The sequence below is a fragment of the Streptantibioticus silvisoli genome, assembly GCF_027947535.2.
GTDB classification, from domain to species: Bacteria; Actinomycetota; Actinomycetes; order Streptomycetales; family Streptomycetaceae; genus Streptantibioticus_C; species Streptantibioticus_C silvisoli.
The window spans coordinates 61,300-85,157 of the sequence record NZ_JAAGKO020000038.1 but is presented as its reverse complement, the minus strand read 5'-3'; the positions used below and the strand labels follow the sequence as shown (position 1 = coordinate 85,157).

General features: G+C 74.9%; 20 protein-coding genes. 6 read left to right on the top strand and 14 right to left on the bottom strand.

What is annotated here, in order from left to right; all coding sequences use genetic code 11:
- The first annotated feature begins 133 nt into the window (after positions 1 to 133).
- Complete coding sequence (locus POF43_RS23295; protein WP_443732110.1) at positions 134 to 2,869, top strand: GH92 family glycosyl hydrolase; 2,736 nt, start codon at positions 134 to 136, stop codon at positions 2,867 to 2,869.
- Positions 2,870 to 3,010: 141 nt separating this feature from the next.
- Here POF43_RS23295 and POF43_RS23290 read toward each other — a convergent pair whose 3' ends face one another.
- Both POF43_RS23290 and POF43_RS23285 read right to left on the bottom strand, forming a co-directional pair.
- Entirely contained in the window at positions 3,011 to 3,688 is a 678-nt protein-coding gene (locus POF43_RS23290) for a maltokinase N-terminal cap-like domain-containing protein (RefSeq protein ID WP_271323401.1), read from the bottom strand.
- A gap of 506 nt (positions 3,689 to 4,194) precedes the next feature.
- Positions 4,195 to 5,232 (bottom strand): EamA family transporter, encoded by a 1,038-nt coding sequence (locus tag POF43_RS23285; RefSeq protein ID WP_271323402.1) that lies wholly within the window; start codon positions 5,230 to 5,232, stop codon positions 4,195 to 4,197.
- A gap of 84 nt (positions 5,233 to 5,316) precedes the next feature.
- Here POF43_RS23285 and POF43_RS23280 point away from each other — a divergent pair, with 84 nt between their 5' ends.
- Positions 5,317 to 6,210: a LysR substrate-binding domain-containing protein gene (locus POF43_RS23280; protein ID WP_271323403.1), complete on the top strand. Its 894-nt coding sequence runs from the start codon at positions 5,317 to 5,319 to the stop codon at positions 6,208 to 6,210.
- Here POF43_RS23280 and POF43_RS23275 read toward each other — a convergent pair.
- Positions 6,152 to 7,723 carry a condensation domain-containing protein gene (locus POF43_RS23275; RefSeq protein ID WP_271323404.1) on the bottom strand — a complete coding sequence of 524 codons (1,572 nt, stop codon included), beginning with the start codon at positions 7,721 to 7,723 and terminating at the stop codon, positions 6,152 to 6,154. The two genes, POF43_RS23280 and POF43_RS23275, sit on opposite strands and share 59 nt — an antisense overlap.
- Positions 7,724 to 8,311: 588 nt before the next feature.
- Between POF43_RS23275 and POF43_RS23270 the strand changes: the two genes are divergently transcribed.
- Entirely contained in the window at positions 8,312 to 9,211 is a 900-nt protein-coding gene (locus POF43_RS23270) for an MBL fold metallo-hydrolase (RefSeq protein ID WP_271323405.1), read from the top strand.
- Positions 9,212 to 9,441: 230 nt separating this feature from the next.
- Here POF43_RS23270 and POF43_RS23265 read toward each other — a convergent pair whose 3' ends face one another.
- The 3 genes from POF43_RS23265 to POF43_RS23255 all read right to left on the bottom strand — a co-directional run bounded on the left by POF43_RS23265 (position 9,442) and on the right by POF43_RS23255 (position 13,189).
- Complete coding sequence (locus tag POF43_RS23265) at positions 9,442 to 11,232, bottom strand: PP2C family protein-serine/threonine phosphatase (protein WP_271323406.1); 1,791 nt, start codon at positions 11,230 to 11,232, stop codon at positions 9,442 to 9,444.
- 302 nt (positions 11,233 to 11,534) lie between these two features.
- Positions 11,535 to 12,545, bottom strand: a complete 1,011-nt coding sequence (locus POF43_RS23260) for a GlxA family transcriptional regulator (RefSeq protein WP_271323407.1) — start codon at positions 12,543 to 12,545, stop codon at positions 11,535 to 11,537.
- Positions 12,533 to 13,189 carry an HD domain-containing protein gene (locus POF43_RS23255; RefSeq protein ID WP_271323408.1) on the bottom strand — a complete coding sequence of 219 codons (657 nt, stop codon included), beginning with the start codon at positions 13,187 to 13,189 and terminating at the stop codon, positions 12,533 to 12,535. The genes POF43_RS23260 and POF43_RS23255 overlap by 13 nt, the downstream gene beginning before the upstream one ends.
- 551 nt (positions 13,190 to 13,740) lie before the next feature.
- Between POF43_RS23255 and POF43_RS23250 the strand changes: the two genes are divergently transcribed.
- Together POF43_RS23250 and POF43_RS23245 are read left to right on the top strand one after the other, a co-directional pair.
- Complete coding sequence (locus POF43_RS23250) at positions 13,741 to 15,726, top strand: N-acetylmuramoyl-L-alanine amidase (protein ID WP_271324881.1); 1,986 nt, start codon at positions 13,741 to 13,743, stop codon at positions 15,724 to 15,726.
- A 227-nt stretch (positions 15,727 to 15,953) separates the two neighbouring features.
- Positions 15,954 to 16,619 carry an SDR family oxidoreductase gene (locus POF43_RS23245; RefSeq protein ID WP_271324880.1) on the top strand — a complete coding sequence of 222 codons (666 nt, stop codon included), beginning with the start codon at positions 15,954 to 15,956 and terminating at the stop codon, positions 16,617 to 16,619.
- A gap of 21 nt (positions 16,620 to 16,640) precedes the next feature.
- On the opposite strand, the gene POF43_RS23240 is transcribed toward POF43_RS23245, so the two are convergent.
- From POF43_RS23240 to POF43_RS23210, 7 genes are all read right to left on the bottom strand, one after another.
- Entirely contained in the window at positions 16,641 to 17,390 is a 750-nt protein-coding gene (locus POF43_RS23240) for an amino acid ABC transporter ATP-binding protein (RefSeq protein ID WP_271318204.1), read from the bottom strand.
- The gene (locus POF43_RS23235) at positions 17,387 to 18,259 is read right to left on the bottom strand and encodes an amino acid ABC transporter permease (RefSeq protein WP_271318205.1); all 873 of its coding nucleotides are present in this window, start codon (positions 18,257 to 18,259) and stop codon (positions 17,387 to 17,389) included. The genes POF43_RS23240 and POF43_RS23235 overlap by 4 nt, the downstream gene beginning before the upstream one ends.
- Entirely contained in the window at positions 18,256 to 19,146 is an 891-nt protein-coding gene (locus tag POF43_RS23230; protein ID WP_271318206.1) for an ABC transporter substrate-binding protein, read from the bottom strand. Before POF43_RS23230 ends, POF43_RS23235 begins: the two co-directional genes overlap by 4 nt.
- Before the next feature lie 471 nt (positions 19,147 to 19,617).
- On the bottom strand, positions 19,618 to 19,875 hold the full coding sequence (locus POF43_RS23225; protein ID WP_271318105.1) for a DUF4235 domain-containing protein: 258 nt from the start codon (positions 19,873 to 19,875) through the stop codon (positions 19,618 to 19,620).
- A 7-nt stretch (positions 19,876 to 19,882) separates the two neighbouring features.
- Complete coding sequence (locus POF43_RS23220) at positions 19,883 to 20,227, bottom strand: DUF3618 domain-containing protein (protein ID WP_271318106.1); 345 nt, start codon at positions 20,225 to 20,227, stop codon at positions 19,883 to 19,885.
- The gene (locus POF43_RS23215; protein ID WP_271318107.1) at positions 20,224 to 20,646 is read right to left on the bottom strand and encodes a phage holin family protein; all 423 of its coding nucleotides are present in this window, start codon (positions 20,644 to 20,646) and stop codon (positions 20,224 to 20,226) included. The genes POF43_RS23220 and POF43_RS23215 overlap by 4 nt, the downstream gene beginning before the upstream one ends.
- 437 nt (positions 20,647 to 21,083) lie before the next feature.
- Positions 21,084 to 21,515 carry an ATP-binding protein gene (locus POF43_RS23210; protein ID WP_372516111.1) on the bottom strand — a complete coding sequence of 144 codons (432 nt, stop codon included), beginning with the start codon at positions 21,513 to 21,515 and terminating at the stop codon, positions 21,084 to 21,086.
- A 146-nt stretch (positions 21,516 to 21,661) separates the two neighbouring features.
- On the opposite strand from POF43_RS23210, the gene POF43_RS23205 reads away from it, so the two are divergent.
- Positions 21,662 to 22,615: a Rieske (2Fe-2S) protein gene (locus POF43_RS23205; RefSeq protein WP_271325825.1), complete on the top strand. Its 954-nt coding sequence runs from the start codon at positions 21,662 to 21,664 to the stop codon at positions 22,613 to 22,615.
- A 626-nt stretch (positions 22,616 to 23,241) separates the two neighbouring features.
- Here the strand turns inward: POF43_RS23205 and POF43_RS23200 are convergent.
- A complete protein-coding gene (locus POF43_RS23200) occupies positions 23,242 to 23,838 on the bottom strand; it encodes a hypothetical protein (protein WP_282704731.1) in 597 nt (198 codons plus the stop codon).
- Between the last annotated feature and the right edge of the window lie 20 nt (positions 23,839 to 23,858).

The window sequence follows — 23,858 nt, the reverse complement described above, 5'->3', positions numbered from 1 at the left end:
CGTCTGACCCCCCCGCCAGCACCCCCTGGCCGAAGCGCCGGTGTGGCTGCCGATTCGCGCCGTGCCGGTGTCCACCCTTGACACGCCCGCCCCCCGAGTCGAGTATCCCAACCGGGAACCGCACCGACCCAGCATGTTGACAACGTTGTCTAGCGCAAAGGGGCGCGGCAGATTGACTCGACGCACCGCATTCGCCATATTCCGGTCGCGCCGGAATCCGCTGGTCACCGCGTTCGCCGCGATCCTGCTGGCCGGCGCGTTCGCCCCGGCCGCGCAGGCGGCGACGGCGCCGGCCACCGGCGGCTCGCTCACCAGTGAGGTCAACCCGTTCATCGGCACCCAGAACGAGGGCAACACCTTCCCGGGGGCGACCGTGCCGTTCGGCATGGTGCAGATCTCGCCCGACACCGGCCACAACACCGGCTACGACTACGACCAGAGCAGCATCCGCGGCTTCAGCATGGTGCACCTGTCCGGTGTGGGATGCGGACTCGGCGGCGACCTGCCCGTGATGCCGACCACCGGTGACATCACCAGCACCGACAACGCCCAGTACGCGGCGTCGTTCTCGCACACCGACGAGCAGGCGTCCCCGGGCTACTACCGCGTCGGCCTGTCGTCCTACGGCGGGATCACCGCCGAGCTGACCGCGACCACCCACACCGGCCTCCAGCGCTACACCTTCCCGGCCACCGACGCGGCCAACGTGCTGCTCGACAGCGGGCAGGCGCTGCACACGGTCAGCAGCAGCACCGTCACCGTCCTCGACGACCGCACGATCGCGGCCACCGTCACCGGCAGCGGCTTCTGCCAGGACACCAAGCCGTACACGGTCTACACCGTCACCCGGTTCGACCGGCCGTTCACCACCCACGGCACCTGGTCCGGCACGGACGTGACGGCCGGCTCCGACAGCTCCACCGGCGCCGGACTGCGCGGCGCCTACGCCCGGTTCGACACCCGCTCCGACCGCACGGTCGGCGCCACCACCGCCGTGTCCTACGTCAGCGTCAACGGCGCGCTGCGCAACCTGACCGCCGAGGGGCACACCTCCTTCGACGCCGCCAGGGCCGCCGCCGGCCGCACCTGGGAGAGCTGGCTCGGCAAGGCCCGTGTCCAGGGCGGCACCGACACCAGCCGGGCCGCGTACTACACCTCGCTCTACCACGCGCTGCTGTCGCCCAACACCGGCACCGACGTCGACGGCTCCTACCTCGGCTGGGACGAGAAGGTCCACCACGCCGCCGACTTCACGTACTACCAGAACTGGTCGCTGTGGGACACCTACCGCACCCAGGCCCAACTGCTGTCGCTGCTGGCGCCGTCCGAGATGCGGGACATGGCGGTGTCGCTGCTGAAGGTCGACGAGCAGGGCGGCTGGCTGCCCAAGTGGGGCTACGCCACCGCCGAGACCAACATCATGACCGGCGACCCGGTCACCCCGTTCCTCGTCAACGCCTTCAACCAGGGCCTGTTGAAGGGGCACGAGGAGGAGGCGTACCAGGCGCTGAAGAAGAACGCCGACTCCGTCCCGCCGGCCGCCTCGCAGTACGAGGGCCGCGGCGCCAACACGGACTACCTGGCCAACGGCTTCGTGCCGCTCGACGAGAACGCCGCGCACAAGCCCGGTGACTTCGACTACGACCACGGCCCGTCCACCACGCTGGAGTACGCGCTGTCCGACGCCGCGCTCGGCTCGATGGCCGCCAAGCTCGGGCACACCGCCGACGCCGCCCGCTACCTGGCCCGCGGGCAGAACTACCGCAACGACTTCGACCCCTCCACCGGCTGGTTCCGCGCCCGCGACACCCAGGGCGTCTTCACCGGCCCCGCCGACCCGGCGGCCAGCACCGGCTTCCACGAGGGCACCGCCTGGCAGTACATGTGGCTCGTGCCGCAGGACGAACCCGGCCTGATCAGCCTGATCGGCGGCAAGGACGCCACCAACACCCGCCTCGACTCCTTCTTCGCCTACGACCAGCTGCTGGCGGACCCCTCGAACACCGTCCACAACGTCTGGGTCAACGGCGCCTACACGTACTACAACCAGGACAAGTACAACCCGGACAACGAACCCGACCTGCTCGCGCCCTACACCTACCTGTCGACCGGTCAGCCCTGGAAGACCACCGACGTCGTGCACGCCGCGCTGAGCCTGTTCACCGACCAGCCCAACGGCATGACCGGCAACGACGACCTGGGCGAGATGTCGTCGTGGATGGTGCTGTCGTCCATCGGCGTCTACCCGGTCGACCCCGGATCGGCGACCTGGGGACTGACCACTCCGGCCTTCAGCCGGGTCGACCTGACCCTGGACCGCCGTTACTACCCCAACGGCCGGCTGACCATCGCCGCCCCCGGCGCGTCCGAGACCGACCGCTACACCCAGTCGGTCACGGTCTCCGGCCGCGCGCACGATGCGACCTACCTCACCACCGGTGACCTGCGCGCCGCCCGCGACATCGACTTCACCGTCGGCGACACGCCGTCCGGATGGGGCACCGCCGCGTCCGACGCGCCGCCGGCCGAGGACCACGTCAGCGCGCCGCAGCACCACCTGGCGCTCGGCGCGCCGGCCACCGCGACCGCGAAGGCCGGCGGCACCGCCGCCATCACCGCGACCGCGGTGCTGACCGCCCCTGACCAGGCCACCGGCACCCTGGCCGTCACCGCCCCCGTGCCGCTGGCCGCCGCTCCCGCCACCACCCGGCTCGACGTCACCTCCGACGACCTGCCGGCCACCGCCGACGTCCCCGTCACCGTCACCGTCCCCGCCACGACACCGCCCGGCACCTACCCGGTGACGCTCACGGCGTCCGCCGCCGGACAGACGGTCACCCGGACCGTGACGCTGACGGTCACGTCATGAGGTGCGATGTGATGACGGTATGACGTCATGACCATGTGACGTCAGCACGCACACCGGTGCCGTGGTCCGCGGGGGAAGTCCTCCGGGGGCCACGGCACCGGCGCGTGGTGCGTGCCCGCTTCCGCGGCCGTGTCCGACCGGTTACGCGCCCGCCGGCTCCCGCACGGTGACGGCGTGGCCGCGTCGCCCGGTGCCGTCCGGCAGCGTCCAGTCGAGCGTGACGTGCCCCAACAGCCCCTCGGCGCCGCTGACGTGGCCCTCCGGGAGCGGGGAACGTTCGAACCGCAGGACCAGGGGGCCGGAGTCGGTCGTCACGGCGACGTCGGTGCCGTGCGGTCCGTCCGTGACACCGTCGACGCGGGCACCGCCGACGGCCGCCGCCCGGTCCGGCGCCGTGAAGCGGACGCCGACCGACGGATCGGGCGTGTCGCTGACGCTCTGGGCCTGAGCCTCGGCGCCGCCGCCGACGAACGCGAGCAACTGGGCGAGGAGCACCGGGTCGTGGGTCCCGTCGTAGACCCACCGGGTACCGAGCACCCCGTGCTCCGACGTGCCGATCAGCGCGTGCTCGGCGCCGTCGAGCGGGGCTCCCCGGTAGCTGAGCGGTACGAGGTAGGGGACCGGCCGTTCGCCCGATCCGTCGGTGGCCACGAAGAACTCGATGCCCACCTCGCCGGCCGGGTCGTCGAGGCGGAAGCCGCCCCCCCTGCCCAGCACCGGTTCGCGCCCGCCGCCCGCGTACCAGGGCCGGCCCGGCAGCCACGACGTCAGCAGTTCGAGCTTGTTCGGCGACATCGTCGTGCGATGGATGACGGCCATGGAGCGGCTCACTTCCCGTCGACCTGCGGTTACCCCGCCACCCTCTCACCGCCGCGCCCGCCGCACCGGGCTTTTCCCGGCCGACGGCCCACCCCTGCGGGCTCGGGCCCCGCGAGCCGTCCGCGAACCGGCGACCCGCCCCGAAGTCCCCGTCCGGGCGGGCGGGTTCAGGACGCGTTGGCGGCACGCCCCGACCGTGGTCCGCGGGTCCGGTCCACCGGATCGAGCACGGTGAGCGGTGCGGAGGGGAGCGCGACCCAGCCCTGCTCGGCTTCGCCGGGTCTCCCTCTCGGCGCGCAGCGGCTCGACCGGCCGCTGCCCGACGACCGCGCAGGCCCGAAGGGGCAGCCCCAGGTGCGGAATCACCGGGCCGGCGGCATCGTCACCCCGCAGCGACGTCAGCGCCGGCCGGCCTCACGGCACCGTCGGCCACGTCACCGTCAGCAACCGCACCGCCGGCCGCCCCAGCGTCAGCGGCACCGCCAACCACCGCACCGGCAGCGACCTCATCGCCGGCCGCCCCCCACCGCACCCTCGGCGACCTCACCGTCAACCACCTCACCGCCAACCACCGCACCGTCGGCCGCCCCCACCGCACCCTCGGCGACCTCACCGTCGGCGACCGCACCGTCGACCAACGCCTCCCGTTCCCCCGCGCGGGTGGCGCCGACGCCGGCCGTGACGACCAGGGCGACGCCCACCGCGGGCGCCGGGCCCGGGATCTGGCCCAGCGCGACCAGGCCGACGACCAGCGCGATGGCCGGCTCCAGGCTCATCAGCGTGCCGAAGGCGGTGGCGGTCAGCCGGCGCAGGGCGAGGAACTCCAGGCTGAACGGGACCACCGGGTGCAGGACGGCCAGGCCGAGGCCGGTCAGCAGCAACGGCCAGGTGACGCGGCCCAGTTCACCGGGGCCCACCACGAACGTCGCCACCACCGCGGCCACCGGCATGGACACCGCCAGCCCGCGCAGGCCGGTGACCTGGTCGCCGACCCGTTGCGTCAGCAGTATGTAGGCCGCCCAGCAGGCCGCCGCGGCCAGCGCGAAGCCGACGCCGGACGCACTCGTCCCGCCGTGCCAGGGCTGGGTCAGCAGCAGCACCCCGGCCGCCGCGCACACCGTCCAGCGCCGCCGCCCGCCGCCCCGGCCGCCCAGCACCGCCACCGCCAGCGGCCCGAGGAACTCCAGCGCGCTGGCGGTGCCCAGCTGCATCCGCGCGACCGCCAGCATGAACAGCAGCATCAGCCCGGACGTCACCACCCCGAGCCCCACGCACGCCAGCAGCCCGCGCCGGGTGAAGTCCGACGGCCGGGGCCGTACCAGGGCCAGCAGCAGCACCCCGGCCCACGCCAGCCGCAGCCACGCCGTGCCCAGCGGGCCGAGCCGGCCGAACAGGTCGACGGAGACGGCGAGCCCCAGCTGCACGCAGGACATGGACGCGACCGCCATCAGGGCCCCGGTGCCGGCCCCCGCGCGGGAGGCGGCCGGCGGGCCACCGGGGGTGGCCGGAGCGGACGGGTGCGGTATTGGATCGGTCGGCGCCATGGCCACGAGTAGACGACGCGTCCATCGTCCGTGTCCACGTGCCGATCATGGATGATCCGTTCGAAGAAGCTGGACAATGGCCCCATGGAGACCCGCCGGCTGCGCCTGCTGCTCGAACTGTCCCGCCTCGGATCGATGCGCGCGGTCGCGGACGTGCTGGGCACCACGACCTCGACCGTCTCGCAGCAGATCGCCGTGCTGGCCCGGGAGGCGGGCACCCCGCTGATCGAGCCGGAGGGACGCCGGGTGCGCCTGACGCCCGCCGGGCGGCGGCTGGCCGGCCACGCGGTGACGATCCTGGCCGCCGTCGAGGCGGCGCGCCTCGACCTCGACCCGGCCGCGGAACCGGCCGGCACCCTGCGGGTCGCCGGCTTCGCCACCGCGGTCCGCGCCTTCCTGCTCCCCGTCGTCGCCGGGCTGGCGGCCGGCCACCCCCGGCTCCGGGTGCTGGTGCGCGAGCACGAACCCGCCGAGGCGCTGGCCCTGCTGGCCTGCGACGAGGTGGACCTGGCGCTCACCTACGACTACAACCTCGCCCCCGCCGCGCCCGACCGCACCGTGGAGGCGACGCCGCTGTGGACCGCCCGCTGGGCCCTGGCGGTCCCCGGTGCGGCCGGTACGGGTGTGACGGGCGGCGCCCCGCGGGTCTTCGCCCGGTTCGCGGACGAGCCGTGGATCGTCAACTCCCGCAACACCGCGGACGAGGACGTCGTGCGGGTCGTCGCCTCGCTGGCCGGCTTCACCCCCCGGGTGGCCCACCGGGCCGACAGCCTCGACCTGGTCCAGGACATGATCGCCGCCGGCCTCGGCGTGGCGCTGCTCCCGGCCGACCACCCCGTCCGGCCCGGCGTCCGCCTGCTGCCGCTCACCGCGCCCGCCGTCGAACTGCGGTCCTACGCGGTCGCCCGCCCCGGCCGGCTCAACTGGCCCCCGCTCGCCCTGATGACACGCCTGCTGGCCGGCCGGGCCACCCGCTGACCGCGGCCGGACCGGTCACCGGCCCCGCGCCCCGCGGGCCGTCCGCCGCGGCGCCCCGCGCCTGCGCCGGGATCTCCGGGCCGCGCGCCGCGCCGTCCCCGGTGCGCGCCGGGCGGAACGAGCCGGACTCGGCCAGCGTGGTGAGCGTCTGCTCCATCCGCCGTCCGAGGGCGGCCTTGGTGCGGCGGGCCTGCGGGGTGTCGGCGTAGACGGAACACACGTACAGGCCGGTGTCGTTGCGGTGGAACCAGTAGCAGATGCCGTTGCTGTGCGACGCCCAGATGTGCTTGCGGGCCTTCCAGGCGAGGTGGTTCCCGGCGCCGGGGGTCCGCCGGAAGTCGAGGTAGGAGAAGAAGTTCACCGCGAACGGCCAGGACAGCAGGGTGGCGTACTCGGGGGCCAGCAGGTGCCAGGCCCTGACGAACGGCACGTCGACGTGTGCCATCAGCGCGGCCATCGCGTTCCGGACGTTCGCCAGGATCTCCGGCAGGTCCAGGCCCTCCTCGACGGAGAACTCGATCGGCATGGTGTTGACGAACCACCCGATGGCGTTGCCGTACGAGCCCCGGCCGCGTTCGCTGATCGGCATGATGCCCCGGTAGACCCCCGGGCCGCCCTCCTGGCGCAGGCACACGCCCATCGCGGCCAGCAGCCCCATGAACAGCCGCCCGCCGGCCGCCCGGCAGCGGGTCTCCAGCGCGTCGGTCTGCTCGGCGGTCAGCAGTTTGTCCAGCTCGTTGACCGTGGGGTACATGCGGCCCTGCTCCACGCCGAGGTCCAGCGGGAAGCGCGGGAAGAAGTCGCCGTTGCGCGCCATGAACCCCTTCCAGTAGTCCAGCCGGCTGTCGGTGGCGTCCATCGCCCGGTTGCGGGCGCGTTCCTCCCGGCTGAACGCGAGGTAGCTGCCCGCCTCGGGCAGCACCGGCCGCCGGCCCTCGCGGTAGGCCGCGTACGCGGTCGCGATGTCGTTGATGGCGATCGGCGTCGACAGCCCGTCGCACACCAGGTGGTCGTAGCCGAAGAAGACGGTCGTCGACTCCTGCCGGACCACCGCCCCCACCACGAACAACGGCCAGGCCAGGGTGTCCATCGCGGTGAACAGCCCGTGCAGGTACGACCGCAGCGCGTCCGGGGTGTCCACGCGCCCCACGTCGACCAGTTCCAGCGCGATGTCGTCGCACTCGACGGGATCGCAGGTCAGATCGCCGGCCAGCTGCTCGAACTCGCTGCGCAGCACCTCGTGCCGGCGCACCAGGTGCAGCAGCGCGGACTCCAGGGCCGGCCGGTCGAGCGCCCCGTCGATCTCGAAGGTGCCGGCGACGTAGGAACCGAACCGCTCGGCGCTGCCAGCGGCCGCCTCCTTCGCCACGGCGTAGTGCTTCTCCTGGTTGTACGACGCGATCGCCCCGCGTGCCCGGGGAATTCCCGGTTCGTCCGTTCCCGGAGCACGCAGTCTCCATTCGAGGACGTGTCCGGGCGCCACGTCCAACTCATCGATGGGGGCCTGAATCACCGGTGCACAACCTTCCCTCATGGGTTTTCCAGAATGGGGGCAGGTCTTCTCCCGGCGGGGAAACCGTCGTCGCGCCGGGGGGAGAGGCGACCTGACCGGGCCCTCGCCGCACCGGACTCGGGCGCGGTGGGCGACAGCGCTCCGGCCTCGGCCTTCCGGGGTCCCGAACTGCCTGACATGACGTCAGGAGCAATGCCCGCCATGTTAGCGGCAGGCGCGCCGAACCCGGCGAGGAACCTTTCCGTCCTGATGAAATGACTTCCATCAGGGGATATCGCTGCGACATCAGTTCCCCCCGTAGCCGAAACGAAGACGAGGGGGCGCGAAGGCGGGAACACCGGCGCGGGCCGGAGCGCGTGCGCCCGCCGGCACACGCCCGGTGCGGGCCCCGGACCGCGGCACGCCCGCACGCCGGTTTCCACACGCCGCACGCCGCACGCCGGTCGGCGGTCGGGGGGAACGCGCCGACCCGCGCCGGTACCGTCCGCGCGGTCTGCGCGCCGGCGTCGCCGGGCGGTCGTCTCCGCGCCCGCGCGCCTTCCGCCCGGCCGTCCCGGCCGCGCGCCTTCCGCCTACACTCCTGGTTCCATGGCCGAACTCACTCCCTCGATGGTCGCCGTCGCGGACGGCGTGCACGCCTACCTCCAGCAGGACGGCGGCTGGTACCTCAACAACGCCGTGCTGATCACCGGCCCCGACGCGGCGATCACTGTGGACACCGCAGCCACCGAGGCGCGCACCCGCGCCTACCGGGCGGCGATATCCCGCGTGACCGACGTGCCCGTGCGCACACTGGTCGCCACCCACCACCACGGCGACCACACCCACGGCAACCACCTGTTCCCCGAGGCCACCGTCGTCAGCCACACCTACTGCCGGGAACGGGTGCTGCGCGACGACTACCACGCGGTACTGGCGCTGTTCACCGGCCCGAGCTGGGGCGACATCCGGCCGGCGGCGCCGGGGCTGACGTTCCGCGACACGCTCACCCTGTGGTCCGGCGACCGCCGCGTCGAACTGCGCCACCCCGGCCGCGCCGCCCACACCCGCGGCGACGTCTACGCCTGGCTGCCCGACGACCGGGTGCTGATCAGCGGCGACCTGGTCTTCAACGGCGGCACCCCGCTCCTGGCCGAGGGATCGCCCGGCGGGCTGGCCCGCACCCTGGAGGAACTCGGCGAGCTGGACCCGGAGGTCGTCGTGCCGGGCCACGGCGGCCCGTCCGGCCCCGAACTGCTGCTGGAGACCCTGGAGTACCTCACCTGGCTCCGGCAACTCGCCCGCGCCGCCCACGCCGACGGCCTTGCCCCGCTCGACGCCGCCCGGCAGGCCGACCTCGGGCGCTGGGCCGCGCTGCGCGAACCCGAACGCCTGGTGGCCAACATCCACAGCGGCTACGCCGAGATCACCGGCACCCCGGTCGACATGACGCGGCTGGCCGCCGACATGATCGAACTGAACGGCGGCCTCATCCACTGCCACGCCTGACCACCGCCACCGCCACCGCGCCCGTCCGCAGGGGGACACGAGCGCCGCGACGCGCAACGGGCCGTCGCGGAGGGCGAGTTGCGGAACGTGAGTTGGCGTGATGGCGGCAACGCCGGCGCCGTCCTGCGCGCGGTCGGCCACCCGTCGGACGGCGCCGCGGGCCGAACCCGCCGTCTCCCCGCTGCCCCCGCCGCCTGTGCCGACCGTGCCGACCGCGCGGGGCGGGTCGCTCAGGCCGCCCGGCCTTCGTACCGGCCCTCGTACCGTACGAGCAGCAGTGCCGCGTCGTCGTGGTGGTGCGGGGGCGCGCCGGCGGCGTCGGGGTCGGTGAGCAGGTCGCACAGCTCGCCCAGTCCGAGGCCGTCGGCCACGCCCTCCTCCAGGGCGCGCGGCGGGAGTTCGCCGTCGACCGCCGAGGCCAGCCCGTCGGTGTACAGGGCCAGCAGGCTGCCGGAGGCCAGGTCGAGCCGCCGCACCGGGAAGTCGGCGCCGGTCGCCGCCACGCCCAGCGGCGGGCCGGGCACTACGCCCAGCGCCGGGTAGCCGCCGTCGGGGGTACGCAGCAGCGGCGGGGGATGGCCGGCGGTGGCGATCTCGGCCGTGCCGTGCTCCGGGTCCAGCGCGACGCAGCAGCAGGTCGCGAACAGGTCGGTGTCCAGACCGACGAGCAGCCGGTCCGAACGGGCCAGCAGGGTGCCGGGACCGTGGCCCTCGGCCGCGTACGCCCGCATGGCGCCGCGCAGTTGGCCCATCACCACCGCCGCCGGGACGTTGTGCCCCTCGACGTCGCCGACGACCAGGGCGACGCCGCCGCCGGGCAGCCGGATCATCTCGTACCAGTCGCCGCCGATCTCGATGCCGCTGGTCGCCGACAGGTAGCGGCTGGCGCTGGTCAGCCGGGGGTGCCCGGCCAGCGTGCCGGGCAGCAGGATGCGCTGGAGCCGGGCGGCCAGCGCGTGCTGGCCGTCGAGCAGCCGGGTGCGTTCCAGGGCCTGCCCGAGCAGGGTGGCCAGCGCGGTCAGTACCGACTGCTCGGCGACGAGGTTGTCGCGCCCGGCGTCGAAGGCCATCGAGCACGTGCCGATCACCCGCTGCCCGGACAGCAGCGGGACGACCACCCAGAACGCCCCCTCGGCCGTCCGGTCCCCGCTCACCCGCTCCCCGGGACCCGACGGGTCCGCCAGCCGGCCGGCCGCTCGGGGGTCGGCCGGGGACAGCACGCACTGGCGCCGGGTGGCCACCGCGCCCGCCTCCGGTGATCCGTCGCTCAGCGCCGCGCCGTCGAGTTCCGCGGCGAACCGGGCCGAGCAGCCCTGCTGTCCCAGCACCCGCAACTGGCGGCCGGACAGCGAGGTGACGACCGCGCCGAGCGTGCCGAATCCGCCCGTCAGCCGCTGCACCGTCATCTCCACCGCCTTGCGGGTGTCCGCGGCCGAGGAGAGCAGCACGGCGAGTTTGTGCAGGTGGTACAGGTGCGGCGCGGTCGATGTGACGTTGCCGCTGACCTCGGTGTCGGCGGCCACCACCACCGGGACCGGGGGCGGGACCGGCGGTGTCCCGGCCCGGGCGCGCCGGGTCAGCTCCCGCGTCAGCCGTCGCGCGCCGGACGCCAGCCCGGCCAGCTCCCACGGTTGCGGACCGCCGTACGGGCGCTGCCAGAACGCGGTCAGCGTGCCCGCCGGCCGCCGGCCGCCGGCGAACACCGGCGCCGACCCCACCGCGTACGGGAACGGCGCGAACGCCGAGAGCTCCGGGTGGCCGCTCATGATGTCCATGGGCAACGCGCCCACCACGCGGTCCGAGCGGTAGGCGTTGGCGGTGGCGAACACCTCGTCGTCCAGCCGGACGTTCTCCACCACGCCGGAACCCAGCGGTGTGACGACGACGGCCGCCGCGTCCAGCTGCGGGGCGTCCGGCGCGCGCAGCAGCAGGGCGACCCCCACCGCCTCGATGGCGTGCAGCGTGTCGCCGACCCCGGCGAGGAACGGCTCGTCGCCGTTCGCACGCGGTACGGAACCCATCAGCTCGCCGCCAGACCGGTCGCGGAACGGCCCCCGCCGACGCCTGCGGCGAGGCTGTTCTCCCACCGTACGTCCCGCCCACCGCCCCGGCACCCGGCACCGTTCCCGCCTGTCACGGGTCCCGCTTCCACCCCCGGAGCGGGCCCCTGCCGCCGTCGCCGGGGCCGTCGCGGCATGCGTGAGCCGCAGCCGCTGAGGCCGCCGCCGGTGCCGAGCCGTCGCCGTCGCCGCCGCCGAGCCGTAGCCGGTGCCGCCGGGCCGCCCACGCCGCGAGACCCTCGGGCCGACTCCGCTCCCGCTCCCTACCCCGCTGCCGCTCCCGACTCCGCTCCCGCCGTCGAGCGGAACCGGGCCCGGTAGGCCGTGGGGGAGACGCCCAGCAGCTGCTGGAAGGCGCGGCGCATGGTCTCCGACGAGCCGAATCCGGCCGCCCGCGCCACCCGCTCCACCGGATCGGTGCCGCCCTCCAGCAGTGCCCGCGCGGCCTCCACGCGCACCGACTCCAGGTAACGCGCCGGGGTCGTGCCGGTCGCGGCACGGAAGAGGCGGGTCAGGTGCCGGGCGCTGACACCGGCGGTCCGGGCCAGCGCGGCCGGGCCGTGCGGCGCGGCGGGGTCGGCGGTGACGGCGTCCATGACCGCGCGCACCACCGGATGGCCGGCGTCGCGCGGCCCGAGCCGGGCGCTGAACTGCGACTGGCCGCCCGGCCGGGCCATGAAGACCACCAGTTCGCGGGCGACCTCGCGGGCCAGGCCGGCGCCGTGGTCCTCCTCCACCAGCGCCAGCGCCAGGTCGATGCCCGCGGTCACCCCGGCGGACGTCACGACCGGGCCGTCCCGCACGAACACCGGGTCCGCCTCCACCCGCACCGCCGGGTAGGCCGCCCGCAGCTCCCGCGCCAGCCGCCAGTGCGTCGCGGCCCGCCGCCCGTCCAGCACCCCGGCCTGCGCCAGTACGAACGCCCCGGCGCACACCGACGTCACCCGCCGCGACCGGACCGCCAACTCCGCCGCCAGGCCCACCAGTTCCGCGTCGGCCACCGCCCGCCGCCAGTCCCGCCGCCCCGGCACCAGCACGGTGCCGAGCCGCCGCGGCAGCACCTGCGGCCCGCCGTCCACCCCCAGCCGTACGCCCGACGAGGTCACGACGTCGCCGCCATCCGGTGAGACGGTCCGCACCCGGTAGCGGGCACCGAAGACGTTGGCCGTCGTCAGTACCTCCAACGGGCCGGTGACGTCGAGCAGTTGGACCCCGTCGAACGCCACCACCGCGACGTCGTGCGGCGGGCCGGCCGGCCCGGTCACTCCGGCCACGGCGACTCCTGGACGACGCGCACGAAGTCGCCGCGTTCGAACCCGGGCACGAAGTGCTCCAGCACGTCGGCCTTGACGTTGCCGAACGTCGTCCGCGGCCGGGGGCGGACGCCGTCGGTGAAGGCGGCCAGGATGCGCCGCTTGAAGTCCGGCCGCGGGTGCAGCGCGACGACCGCCTCCCGGTCGGCGGCCGGCAGGTCGTCGTACCCGATGCCCAGCACGTCGTACTCCACCCCGGCGGTCACCAGTGCGACCTCCGGCTCCATGAACTGCGGGATGCCCGGTGTGGTGTGCAGCGCGATGGCGGTCCACACCCGGCGCACCGCGTCCTGCGGCACGCCGCGCGCGGTCAGGAAGCCGCGGGCCTCCTCCGCGCTGTCGACCTCGAAGCGCCGGCCGCTGCCGCGGAACCGCTCGCCGAGCCCGAGGTCGTGGAACATCGCCCCGACGTAGAGCAGTTCGGGGTCGAAGCCGAGCCCGCGCTCGCGGCCCTGGAGCGCGCCGAAGAAGTAGACGCGCCGGGAGTGGTGGTAGATCAGGTCGCCGGTGGTGTCGCGCACCAGCTCCGTCGCCTCCCGCGCCAGCGCGCTGTCCGGTACCCGGACCCCGCCCGTGCCGTCCGTGCCGTCCGTCACCGTGCTCATCGCGACCCTCCTCGCTCCACCGCCGGGACCACCCCGGCCACCCCTCCAGTCTTCGTCGCCGCACCGCCCGCCGCCATGGCCGCCCGGCCGCGCACCCCACACATCCGGACACGCCGCCGGAGGGGGACACGCCACCGGCCGGGGAACGCCGCCGACCGGGGACTCACCGGCCCCGCGAAACCGCGCCGGACCCGAACCCGGACACGCCACCGGCCCCCGAAGCCCCCACCGCCTCGCGAAATCCGCCGAACCCGATCCCCCCGCCGGCCCGCGCCGCGCCCGCGCCGCGCCCCCCGTCTCACCGTTCGGGACCACCGTGTCGTACCGACCAGGTGTGCGAATCGTTGCGTGGGCGCCGCCGGGCCTCACCAGTGGTAGAGACCACTGACGCCCCGCAGGCCACGCCGACGCCCACCGGAAACCCGTCCGCACCGTCGATGACGTGCGCATTCGCCGTCCCGGGCCGGAGGTTGACGCCCTGTCGCCCAGGCGATACCTCTGGGGGCTTCCACCGCACGGCATCGCCCCACAGCCCCCGGGAGGCACCCACCATGCGAGGACAGGCACCGCCGAGAACGACGTCCCGCCGACGATCCGCCGTCCGAGCCGCCACCGCCGCGGCGGCGGCCGTCGCCCTGCTGCCGGTCTTCACCGCGGCACAGCCCGCCACCGCCGGGCAGCCGTCGTCCGGCGCGCTCCAGCGCGCCTTCGCCGACGCCTCCCGCCGCTACCAGGTGCCGCAGAGCGTCCTGATGGGCGTCGCCTACCTGGAGTCGCGCTGGGACGGCCACGGCGGCGCGCCCAGCGTCTCCGGCGGCTACGGGCCGATGCACCTGACCGACCTGCGCACCGCCATCGCCGACTCGCCCGCCGCCAAGCTCCCGGCCGAGGCGCAGGGCGACCCGCGCGGCGACACCTCCCGGCCGATGAAGGCCACCGCCGAGCCGGCCGGCGCCCCCGCCACGTTCCCCGCCTCCTCGCTGACCGCCCGGCGCGCCGCGACGCTGACCGGCCTGTCGGAGAGCGCGATCCGGCAGAACGCCGCCGACAACGTGGCCGGCGGCGCCGCCCTGCTCGCCGCGGACCAGAAGGCGCTCGGGCACCCGCTCGACGCCGACCCGGCCGACTGGTCCGGCGCGGTCGCCCGTTACTCCGGCGCCGCCACCACGGCCGCCGCCGCCGACTTCACCGGCGACGTCTTCCAGACCATCCGCGACGGCGAGGCCCGCACCACCGACGCCGGCCAGCGGGTCGTGCTCGCCGCCCGCCCCGGCACCGAGCCGCGCTCCGCCCAGCTGACCGCGCTCGGCCTGCCCGCCGCCGACACCGCCAACACCGAGTGCCCGCCGACCGTGGCGTGCAGCTGGGTCCCGGCGCCCTACGAGCAGTACGGCACCGACCCCACCGACTACGGCAACCACGACCTGGCCGACCGCCCCCAGGACTCGTCGATCGACTACATCGTCATCCACGACACCGAGGCGACCTGGGACACCACCATGGGGCTGGTCCAGGACCCGACGTACCTGGGCTGGCACTACACCGTGAAGTCCTCCGACGGCGAGATCGCCCAGCACATGGCGACCAAGGACGTCGGCTGGCACGCGGGCAACTGGTACATCAACTCCAAGTCCATCGGCGTCGAGCACGAGGGCTTCCTCGCCGACCCCGACGCCTGGTACACCGAGTCGATGTACCGCGACTCCGCCCGGCTGGTGCGCTACCTGGCCGACCGGTACCACATCCCGCTGGACCGCCAGCACATCCTGGGCCACGACAACGTCCCCGGCACCACGCCCAGCACGGTGGCCTCGATGCACACCGACCCCGGCCCGTACTGGGACTGGGCGCACTACTTCCAGCTGCTCGGCGCGCCGATCCACCCCACGGCGGGCCCGGACGCGAAGGTCGTCACCATCGACCCGGCCTACCAGTCCAACCAGCCCGCCTACACCGGCTGCGTCACCGCCGGCCAGGCCTGCGCCCCGCACGGCTCGACCGCCATCCACCTCTACACCGCGCCCAGCACCTCGGCGCCGCTGGTGAAGGACATCGGCCTGCACACCACCGGCGGTGACTCCACCATCGACGTCAACGACACCGGCGCCCGCGCCTCCACCGGCCAGCAGTACGTGGTCGCCGGCCGGCAGGGCGACTGGACGGCGATCTGGTACCTCGGCCAGGAGGCGTGGTTCGAAAGCCCCGCCCACCAGCCCGTCGCCGTCGGCGCCCAGGGCATGGTCGCCACCCCCAGGCCCGGCCTGACCTCCGTCCCGGTCTACGGCCGCGCCTACCCGGAGGCGTCCGCCTACCCGGCGAACGTCCCCGTCCAGGCGCAGACACCGCTCCAGTACACCCTGCCGGCCGGCCAGAGCTACGTCGTCGGCGGCCGCACGCTGGGGGAGTACTTCTACTCCACCACCTTCGACACCTCCCAGCAGGCCTGGGTCAAGGGCAAGGAGGCGTACTACGAGATCCAGTTCGGCCAGCGCGTCGCCTACGTCAAGGCCTCCGACGTCGTCCTGCACCACGCCTGACCCCGCGCGGCACACCTGACCCCGCGCGATGCCCCGCCCGTGCCGGGGAGACGGCGGCCGCCGCCCCCCCGGCACGGGTGCGTCCGGCACCGGTGGTTCCGGCACGGTTGTTAACGCCACCGGTGTGAACGGCACCGGCCTCCCCGGCACGCCACCGCGTGTCCGCACCGGCGTGTCCGGCGCCGAACCGCGCGCGGGCGGGGCGGGCCCGGCGTACCGTCAGGGGCATGCGTACGGTTATCGCAGGAGGACACGGAAAGATCGCCCAGCGGCTGGAACGCCTGCTGTCGGCGCGCGGCGACGAGGTGGCCGGTCTCATCCGCTCACCCGGCCAGGCGGAGGATCTGCGGGCCAACGGCGCCGAACCGGTGGTGTGCGACCTGGAGTCCGTCACCGCCGAGGAGCTGGCCGGCCACCTGAACGGTGCCGACGCCGTGGTCTTCGCGGCCGGCGCGGGCCCCGGCAGCGGCCCCGACCGCAAGGAGTCCGTCGACCGCGACGCCGCCGTCAAACTCGCCGACGCCGCGGCCGCGGCCGGCGTCGGCAGGTACCTCATCGTCTCCTCGATGGGCGCCGACCGGGAACCGCCGCCCGGCACCGACCCGGTCTTCGCCGGCTACCTGCGGGCCAAGGCCGCCGCCGACGACGCGGTCCGCGCCCGTTCCGACCTGGCCTGGACGATCCTGCGCCCCGGCGCCCTCACCGACGACCCCGGCACCGGCGAGGTGGAGCTGGCGCCGCACACCGGCCGCGGCTCCGTCACCCGCGACGACGTGGCCGCGGTCCTGCTGGCGCTCCTCGACACCCCCGGGACGGCCGGCCACGTCCTGGAACTCATCGGCGGATCCGACCCGGTCGGCCGGGCGGTCGCCGCCGTCGCGAAGCCGGGCTGACCGCTCCCCGGGCGCGGTCCCTCACAGCCGGCCGGCCTCCACGATCCGCCGCAGGAAGCGCCGGGTGCGCTCCTCGCGCGGAGCGCCGAAGACCTCGGCCGCCGTGCCGCGTTCGTGCACGACGCCCTCGTCGAGGAAGCAGACCTGGTCGGCGACCTCGCGGGCGAAGCCCATCTCGTGGGTGGCGATGACCATCGTCATGCCGTCGTCCTTCAGGTCCCGCACCACCGACAGGACCTCGCCGACGAGTTCGGGGTCGAGCGCGGCGGTGATCTCGTCGAGCAGGAGCAGCCGCGGGCGCACGGCGACCGCGCGGGCGATGGCCACGCGCTGCTGCTGGCCGCCGCTGAGCCGGTCGGGGTAGTCCGCGGCCCGTCCCGCCAGGCCCAGCCGGTCCAGGATCTCGCGGGCCCGCTCCTGCGCCTCGGCGCGCGGCACGCCGTGCACCCGGCGCGGTGCGAGCGTGACGTTGTCCAGCACCGTCATGTGCGGGAAGAGGTTGTACGCCTGGAAGACCACCCCGATCCGGCGGCGCACCGCGTCGGGGTCGGCGCGCGGGTCGGTGATCTCCGCACCGTCGAGGAAGATCGCGCCGTCGTCGATCTCCTCCAGCAGGTTGGCGCAGCGCAGCAGGGTCGACTTGCCGGAACCGGACGCCCCGATGAGCGCGGTGACGGTGTGTGGGGCGACGTCCAGGTCGACGCCGCGCAGGACCAGCGCCCCGCCGTAGGTCTTGCGGACCTGTTCGAGCCGCAGCACGGGCTCGGTCATACGGTGCCTCCCTGCGACTGGCGCCGGTTCATCCGCGCCGAGACCCAGTCGGTCAGCCGGGTCATCGGGATGGTCAGCGCGACGAAGACCAGGCCGGCGACCACGTACGGGGTGTAGTTGAAGCTCTGCGCGGTGATGATCTGCGCCGCGTAGACCGCGTCGACGGCCCCCGCGATCGACACCAGGCCGGTGTCCTTCTGGAGCGAGACCAGGTCGTTGAGCAGCGGCGGCACCACCCGCCGCACCGCCTGCGGCAGGATCACGTACCGCATGGCCTGCGCGCCGGTCAGGCCCAGCGAGCGCGCCGCGGCCCGCTGACTGGGGTGGACGGTCTCGATGCCGGCCCGGAAGACCTCGGCCACGTACGCGGAGTAGGTCAGCACCAGCGCGACGCCGCCGAGCACCACGGGATCGTTGGGCACGCCCTGAAGGCGCAGCGCGGGCACGCCGAAGACCGTGCCGAGCAGGCAGATGATCAGCGGCAGGCCGCGGAAGAAGTCGACGTAGGCGGTGGCCAGCAGCCGCAGCGGGAAGAAGACCGGGCCGCGCAGGGTGCGGGCCAGCGCCAGCAGCAGGCCGAGGACCAGCACGAGCGCGCCGCAGCACACCAGCAGGCGCACGTTCAGCCACAGGCCCTTGAGGACCTGCGGCAGCGCGACCTTCGCGTAGTGCCAGTCGAAGAACGTCTCCCGGGTGCGCGGCCAGCCCGGCGACCGGGTGATCACCAGGTAGAGCACGACGGCGGTCACCACCGTGCTGACCGCGGCGATCACCACGGAACGCCGGGTGCGCGACCGCCGCAGCCGCTCGCGGGCGATCCGCCGGGCGGAGGGCCGGTAGTCGTCCTTCTCCCGTACGGGGACGGTCACTTCAGCACCGGCGCGTGGACCGCGTCGGACAGCCAGCGCTTGTCGAGCGCGGCGAGCGTGCCGTCGGCGCGCAACTGGTCGACGGCCCTGGTGACGCACCCGGTCAGCCGGCTGCCCTTGTCGAGCACCAGGCCGAACTGCTCAGGTTTGCCGCCGCTGTCGGCGAACTGCCCGACCACCTTCGCGTCCGTCACCTCGGCGGAGGTGACGTAGAACGCGGTCGGCAGGTCCATGATGATCCCGTCGACCTGACCGTCCTTCAGCGCGGCCTTCGCCAGGTCGTTGCTCTGGTAGACGGCCGGCTGCCGGTCGGGGCGGACGTCGTCGCGCAGCACGTCGAGGCTGGTGGTGCCGATCTGGGCGCCGAGCTTGGCGTGCTTGAGGTCGGCCAGGCTGTGCGCGCCGGCCAGCTTCGAGCCCTTCATCGCCACCAGCGCCTGCTGGACGTCGTAGTAGCCGGAGGAGAAGTCGACCGCCGCTTTGCGCTGCGTGCTGATGGAGACCTGGTCGAGGTCGAAGTCGAACCGCTTGGCGCCGGGGGCGATGACGCTGTTGAACGGCACCTTGGTCCACGTCACCTTCGCGGCCGGGTACCCCAGCCGCTTCGCCACCGCGTAGGCCACCGCCGACTCGAACCCCTTGCCGTTCGCCGGGTCGTTGCCGGTGAACCACGGCGCGTACGCCGGGTTGTCGGTGCCGATCGTCAGCCGGCCGCCGGTCAGGGTCGGCAGCGCGCCCGGGGTACAGGTCCCCGCGGCGGCGGTGGTCGAGTGGCCGGGGGCGGCCGAGCCGTCCGGCTGCGGCGCGCAGCCGACAGCGGTGAGGAACAACGCGGTGACGGCGACCGCGGCGAGCCGGGATCCGGAGGACGCGAGGGCGTTGGGCATGCCGGGAGATTGGCACCGGCGAACGGAGACTGTCCACGTCATTCCACCGGCGTTCCACATGCTGGACGTTTGTGAACGCCGTACGACGGGCCCCGCCGGTCGGATTGTCCCACCTGCCGCTTCTGCGCGGCCCAGCAGCCGTACTCCTGCGGTGAGGTGGGGGATTTCCTCCGGACCACTCGCGTCCGACCACCGCTTGCGGTGGATCGATGCTTGAACCCTGCCGGCGCTCGCGGCGGGTCACCGCTCGCAGGGGGTCACGGCGGCTCATCGCAGGCGGCGGATCGCGGCGGATCGTGACGGGGCGGATCGTGACGGGGCGGATCACGGCGGGGTGGCGGCAGGCGGGGCGCAAGGCGGGCGGAGTGGAAAGCGGGCGGAGTAGAGGGCGGGCCGCACGCCGACGGCCCGTGTCCGGCGCTACGGCCCCCGGGGGAACCGGCACCGGACACGGGCCGCCGGCCCGGCCGGTCAGGAGGGCCAGACGCCCGTCATGCGGCGAACGCCGCTGGCCCCGCCGCGGTTGGCGGCGGCCTTGACCACCGCGACGATCGCGCCCTGGAGCGCGGCGGCGGCCAGCACCTCCCGCCAGCGGCGGTCCTCGTCGATGGGGGTGGGAGCCTCCTCCTCGCCGCCCACCGCCTTCCACACGCGCTTGAAGATCATGCCCGCCAGCACCCCGCCGAGCAGGGAGAACAGCACGCTGAACGGCTTGTAGAGCACCTTCATCGCCGGGTCACCGCCCTCCGCCGTGCCGGTGCCGGTACACCATCGCGCCGGCCGTGCCGGCCGTCAGCACCGCGCCCGCCGCGATCAGCGGGACCGGGCCGGCGCCGGCCAGCTTCTCGCGGGCCAGCTCGCCGGCGTGCGCCGCCCGGTCCTTGACCTCGGCGGCCTTCCCGCGGGCCATGGCCTTCACGTCCGCCTTGCCGGCCAGCTGCTCGACGGTGTCCCCCAGCCGCGCCCGGGTGCGTTCCACCTGGGCGCGCAACGCCTGCGGGTCGTCGCCGGAGTACTCCTCGCCCTCCGGGACGCCCGTGGGGGCGGCCGCAGGAGCGTGGCCCTGGCTGTCGTCCTTCATCGGTGCGCCCTTTCCTTGATCTCCTCGACGTCGGCCCGTACACCGTCGATCGCTCCCTGCGGGGTCGGCGGCACCGCGCGGTGGAACTCACGCCTGCCCACCAGCGCCATGACGCCGGCCACCGCCAGCAGCGCGCCGGCCACGATCAGGCACGACGCCCACAACGGCAGGACCAGCGTGAGCGCCGCGATCGCGGCCGCCCCCAGCGCCTGGAGCGCGATCACCGACAACAGGCCGGCACCGCCGAACATGCCGCCGCCCAGCCCGGCCTTCTTGCCCTTCTGGGCCATCTCGGCCCGGGCCAGCCGCATCTCCTGCCGGACCAGCTCCGACATCTGCGCCGACGCCTGCTGCACCAGTACGCCCACCGAGGACTGCGTATCGGCGGGCCGGTGGCTGACGGATGAATTGGCCACCATCAGTCGCCTCCTCTCGTCACTGTCACGGGTGCCCGTAGGCAACCGCGATATGCGAAGACATCCCCTCCGGCTGGGAAACGGGTCCGCGGGGGCCCTTGACGGGGCCCGGCGGTGAGGGGGTGGCAGGGCTGGGGCCGTGGTGAGGCGGCGGGAGGGCGGGGCGTCCCGCGGGCCGACCGGGGCCGCCGGACGGACCGGGGCGTCGTCGGCCGGGCGCCGGCAGCGCGCCGGTGCCGTCCCGCCGGGGCCTCGACGGGCGCGCTCCCGCCGAGCGCCGGACCCCCGCGTGCGGAGCGGTACACCGGCGAAGCCCCGAAGGGCGCGCTCCCACGGAGTGCCGAGCGCGAGCCATGCGTCATGAGCCGTCAAGCGCGGAGCACCCAGGTGCTGGCCGGGCGCCGGTGAGCCGGGCGGGAGCGGTCGCCGGTGCCGAGCCGTCAGGCCGGCGTGCTGTCCGCCGGGTGCGGGTCGGGCTGGCCGGACGGGAAGAAGCACGCGGTGACGGTCTTGCCGCCCGGCATGCGGTGCGCCTCCCAGGTGTCGGCCAGGGCGTCGACCAGCGCCATGCCGCGGCCGCCGGGGGCCGTCGGGCTCGGCTCCCGCCGGGTGGGCATGTGCGGATCGCGGTCGGCGACACTGACGTGCAGGCAGCGCCCGTCCCAGCTCATCACCATCTCCGCCGTGCTGTGCGCATGCAGGTGCGCGTTGGTCAGCAGTTCCGAGACGGTCAGCAGGACGGCGTCCACCGTCTCCGGTTCGTCGGCCGGCCACCCCAGAGCGGCCAAGTGGTCCCGTGCCCACTGCCGCCCGGCCCGGATACCACCCGACACCGGGAACGACCGTGCCCAGCCCTTTGCCCGCATCGACATCGCAGACACCCCTTCCGGACGTGCGTTGCCAGGCGCCTACCCCGGCTCGGCGCCGCTACTGCCCCGACCTGTCCCGGTTCCGGTCCGCCCGGGTGGCGTCGCGCCGATCCCGTTTGGCACCGGGCGGATACGGCAACCCGGGAGGCATGAGGTTCTCCGCCGGATCAGCCCTGTCCGCAGCGTCCGCGGCGGTGGCCGCGGCCGTGTCCGCCACGCCGCGCGACGTACCCGGCCGCGCCGAGTCCGCGCTGCTCACCTCGCTCGACGCCATCGAGGAGGCCGAGGCGCTGGACGCGGTCACCGGCCCGGTGCGCGACGTCGTGCGCAAGCTGCCGCTGGGCCGGCTGCGCGACGTCCTGCACGGCCGCGCCCTCGGCCACCCGCTGCACCCCGTCCTGGTCCAACTGCCGATGGGCGCCTGGCTGTCGGCGGCCGTGCTGGACCTGGTCCCGGGCAGTGAACGCGCCGCCGGCACGCTCGTCGCCGTCGGCCTGGCCACCGCGGGACCGGCGGCCGCGGCCGGCTGGGTGGACTGGGCCGAGCTGCACGAGCCGCAGATGCGCACCGGCATCGTGCACGCCGCCTCCAACGTCGTGGCCGTCGGCCTCTACGGCGGATCGCTGGCCGCCCGGCTGTCCGGCCGTCAGGGACTCGGCCGCGCGCTGGGCTGGGCCGGTCTTTCGGTGGCGGGCGTCGGCGGCATGCTCGGCGGCCACCTGGCCTACCGTCAGGCGGCCGGCCCCAACAAGGCCGAACCGGTGCCCCACCTGGTGGCGCCCGGCTGGCACGCCGTCGGCCGGATGGAGGACTTCCCGGTCGGCGTCGCGGTACGGGCCACCGTCGGCGAGGTACCGGTGCTGGTGGTCCGCACGCCGGGCGGCACCCCGCAGGTCCTGGCCGACCGGTGCAGCCACCTGTCCGGCCCGCTGTCCGACGGCCGGGTGGTCGACGGATGCGTCACCTGCCCCTGGCACGGCAGCGTCTTCCGGCTCAGCGACGGCCACAACGTCAAAGGCCCGGCCACCGCGCCGCAACCCCGCTTCGACAGCCGCGTCCTCGACGACGGCACGGTCGAGGTCCGGCTGCCGGGAGCGGGATGAGGGTGACCGCGTCGGCTTGCGGGGTGGGCCGACGTGCGGTGGCCTGCGGGGTGCGCGGTGCGCGGTGCGCGGTGCGCGGTGCGCGGTGCGCGGTGCGCGGTGCGCGGTGCGCGGTGCGCGGTGCGGGGTGCGGGGTGCGGGCTGACGGGCCGCGGGGCCGGGGTGGGCGTACGGGCGTGACACGGGGACGGGCCGCCGCGGCGCCCGGTCGGGGCTGCTGACGCCGGCGCGGGTCCTCCCGTGGGTCGAGGCTTCAACCCGGCCAACGCGTCCCACCGCGGGCTGACGCTTCAGCCCCGGCCCGGGGGCAGGCTCCTGACGTCGGCGCGGACTTCTGAGGCCCGGCTGACGTTGCGACTCCGGTCCGGGGTCAGTCCCTTGGCGTCGGCGCGGGGCATCTGGGACCGGTTGGCGGGTCCGCTCCGGCCCGACCTCCTGACGTCGGCCCGCGCCCCGCAGACCGGCTGAGCCCTCAGCCCCGGGCCCGCGCGGCCCACCGCCGGCCGACGCTTCGGCCCCGGCCGGCGTCCCAGGTCCCACGCCCCGGTGCGCGGCCTCGCACTCACGCCCGGCCGGCGCCTCACCCCCCCGGAGGGAACCGCACTCCCGGAGGGGACCACACCCCCTCACCCCCTCCCGTCCACCCACCGCCACGTGCCCGTGGGGTCGCGGGCGTACAGCACGTCGTCGGGGGCGTCGGAGTCGTCCTGGGGGAGGGCGACCAGGCCGCCGGGCGTCTCGCGGGCGGGGGCGTCGCCGATGTCGACGACGCGGCCGTCCAGCGGGCCGCCGAACAGCGTCACCAGGCCGTCGGCGGGCGGTCCCAGGCCCAGCAGGTGCGCCAGTTCCGGGGCGCGCGGGTCCTGCCAGCGGGCGCCGGCGCGCGGCAGGTCGTCGAAGGCGCCGGTCAGCAGCAGGGGCAGCAGCACGGCCAGCGAGGCGGGCGTCGCGAGCCGGTCGACGGGCAGCGCCAGCGTGAAGGCGGCCGTCGACGGGTCCGGGTCGGGGTCGACCGCGGTCCAGCCGGCCGGCTGCGTCCAGGTCAGCATCACCCCGTGCGGCCACACCGCCGGATCGGCCCCCGGCTCGCCGGCCCGCCACTCGAAGACCGCCGCCCATTCCTGCGGCCCGGCGCCCGCCGCGTTCCACCGTGCCGGATGCCGGGCCCCGGCGAAGGCGCCGGCCACCGCCCGTGCGTACTCCTGATGCGGCTGATCGCCCACGTCCGCTGTCCTTTCGCCGG

Bases quoted from the DNA above. Each gene is read 5' to 3' on its own strand.
- POF43_RS23295 (WP_443732110.1), top strand. From the start codon at position 134: ATGTTGACAACGTTGTCTAGCGCAAAGGGGCGCGGCAGATTGACTCGA.
- POF43_RS23290 (WP_271323401.1), bottom strand. From the start codon at position 3,688: ATGGCCGTCATCCATCGCACGACGATGTCGCCGAACAAGCTCGAACTG.
- POF43_RS23285 (WP_271323402.1), bottom strand. From the start codon at position 5,232: ATGGCGCCGACCGATCCAATACCGCACCCGTCCGCTCCGGCCACCCCC.
- POF43_RS23280 (WP_271323403.1), top strand. From the start codon at position 5,317: ATGGAGACCCGCCGGCTGCGCCTGCTGCTCGAACTGTCCCGCCTCGGA.
- POF43_RS23270 (WP_271323405.1), top strand. From the start codon at position 8,312: ATGGCCGAACTCACTCCCTCGATGGTCGCCGTCGCGGACGGCGTGCAC.
- POF43_RS23265 (WP_271323406.1), bottom strand. From the start codon at position 11,232: ATGGGTTCCGTACCGCGTGCGAACGGCGACGAGCCGTTCCTCGCCGGG.
- POF43_RS23255 (WP_271323408.1), bottom strand. From the start codon at position 13,189: ATGAGCACGGTGACGGACGGCACGGACGGCACGGGCGGGGTCCGGGTA.
- POF43_RS23250 (WP_271324881.1), top strand. From the start codon at position 13,741: ATGCGAGGACAGGCACCGCCGAGAACGACGTCCCGCCGACGATCCGCC.
- POF43_RS23245 (WP_271324880.1), top strand. From the start codon at position 15,954: ATGCGTACGGTTATCGCAGGAGGACACGGAAAGATCGCCCAGCGGCTG.
- POF43_RS23240 (WP_271318204.1), bottom strand. From the start codon at position 17,390: ATGACCGAGCCCGTGCTGCGGCTCGAACAGGTCCGCAAGACCTACGGC.
- POF43_RS23230 (WP_271318206.1), bottom strand. From the start codon at position 19,146: ATGCCCAACGCCCTCGCGTCCTCCGGATCCCGGCTCGCCGCGGTCGCC.
- POF43_RS23225 (WP_271318105.1), bottom strand. From the start codon at position 19,875: ATGAAGGTGCTCTACAAGCCGTTCAGCGTGCTGTTCTCCCTGCTCGGC.
- POF43_RS23220 (WP_271318106.1), bottom strand. From the start codon at position 20,227: ATGAAGGACGACAGCCAGGGCCACGCTCCTGCGGCCGCCCCCACGGGC.
- POF43_RS23215 (WP_271318107.1), bottom strand. From the start codon at position 20,646: ATGGTGGCCAATTCATCCGTCAGCCACCGGCCCGCCGATACGCAGTCC.
- POF43_RS23210 (WP_372516111.1), bottom strand. From the start codon at position 21,515: ATGTCGATGCGGGCAAAGGGCTGGGCACGGTCGTTCCCGGTGTCGGGT.
- POF43_RS23205 (WP_271325825.1), top strand. From the start codon at position 21,662: ATGAGGTTCTCCGCCGGATCAGCCCTGTCCGCAGCGTCCGCGGCGGTG.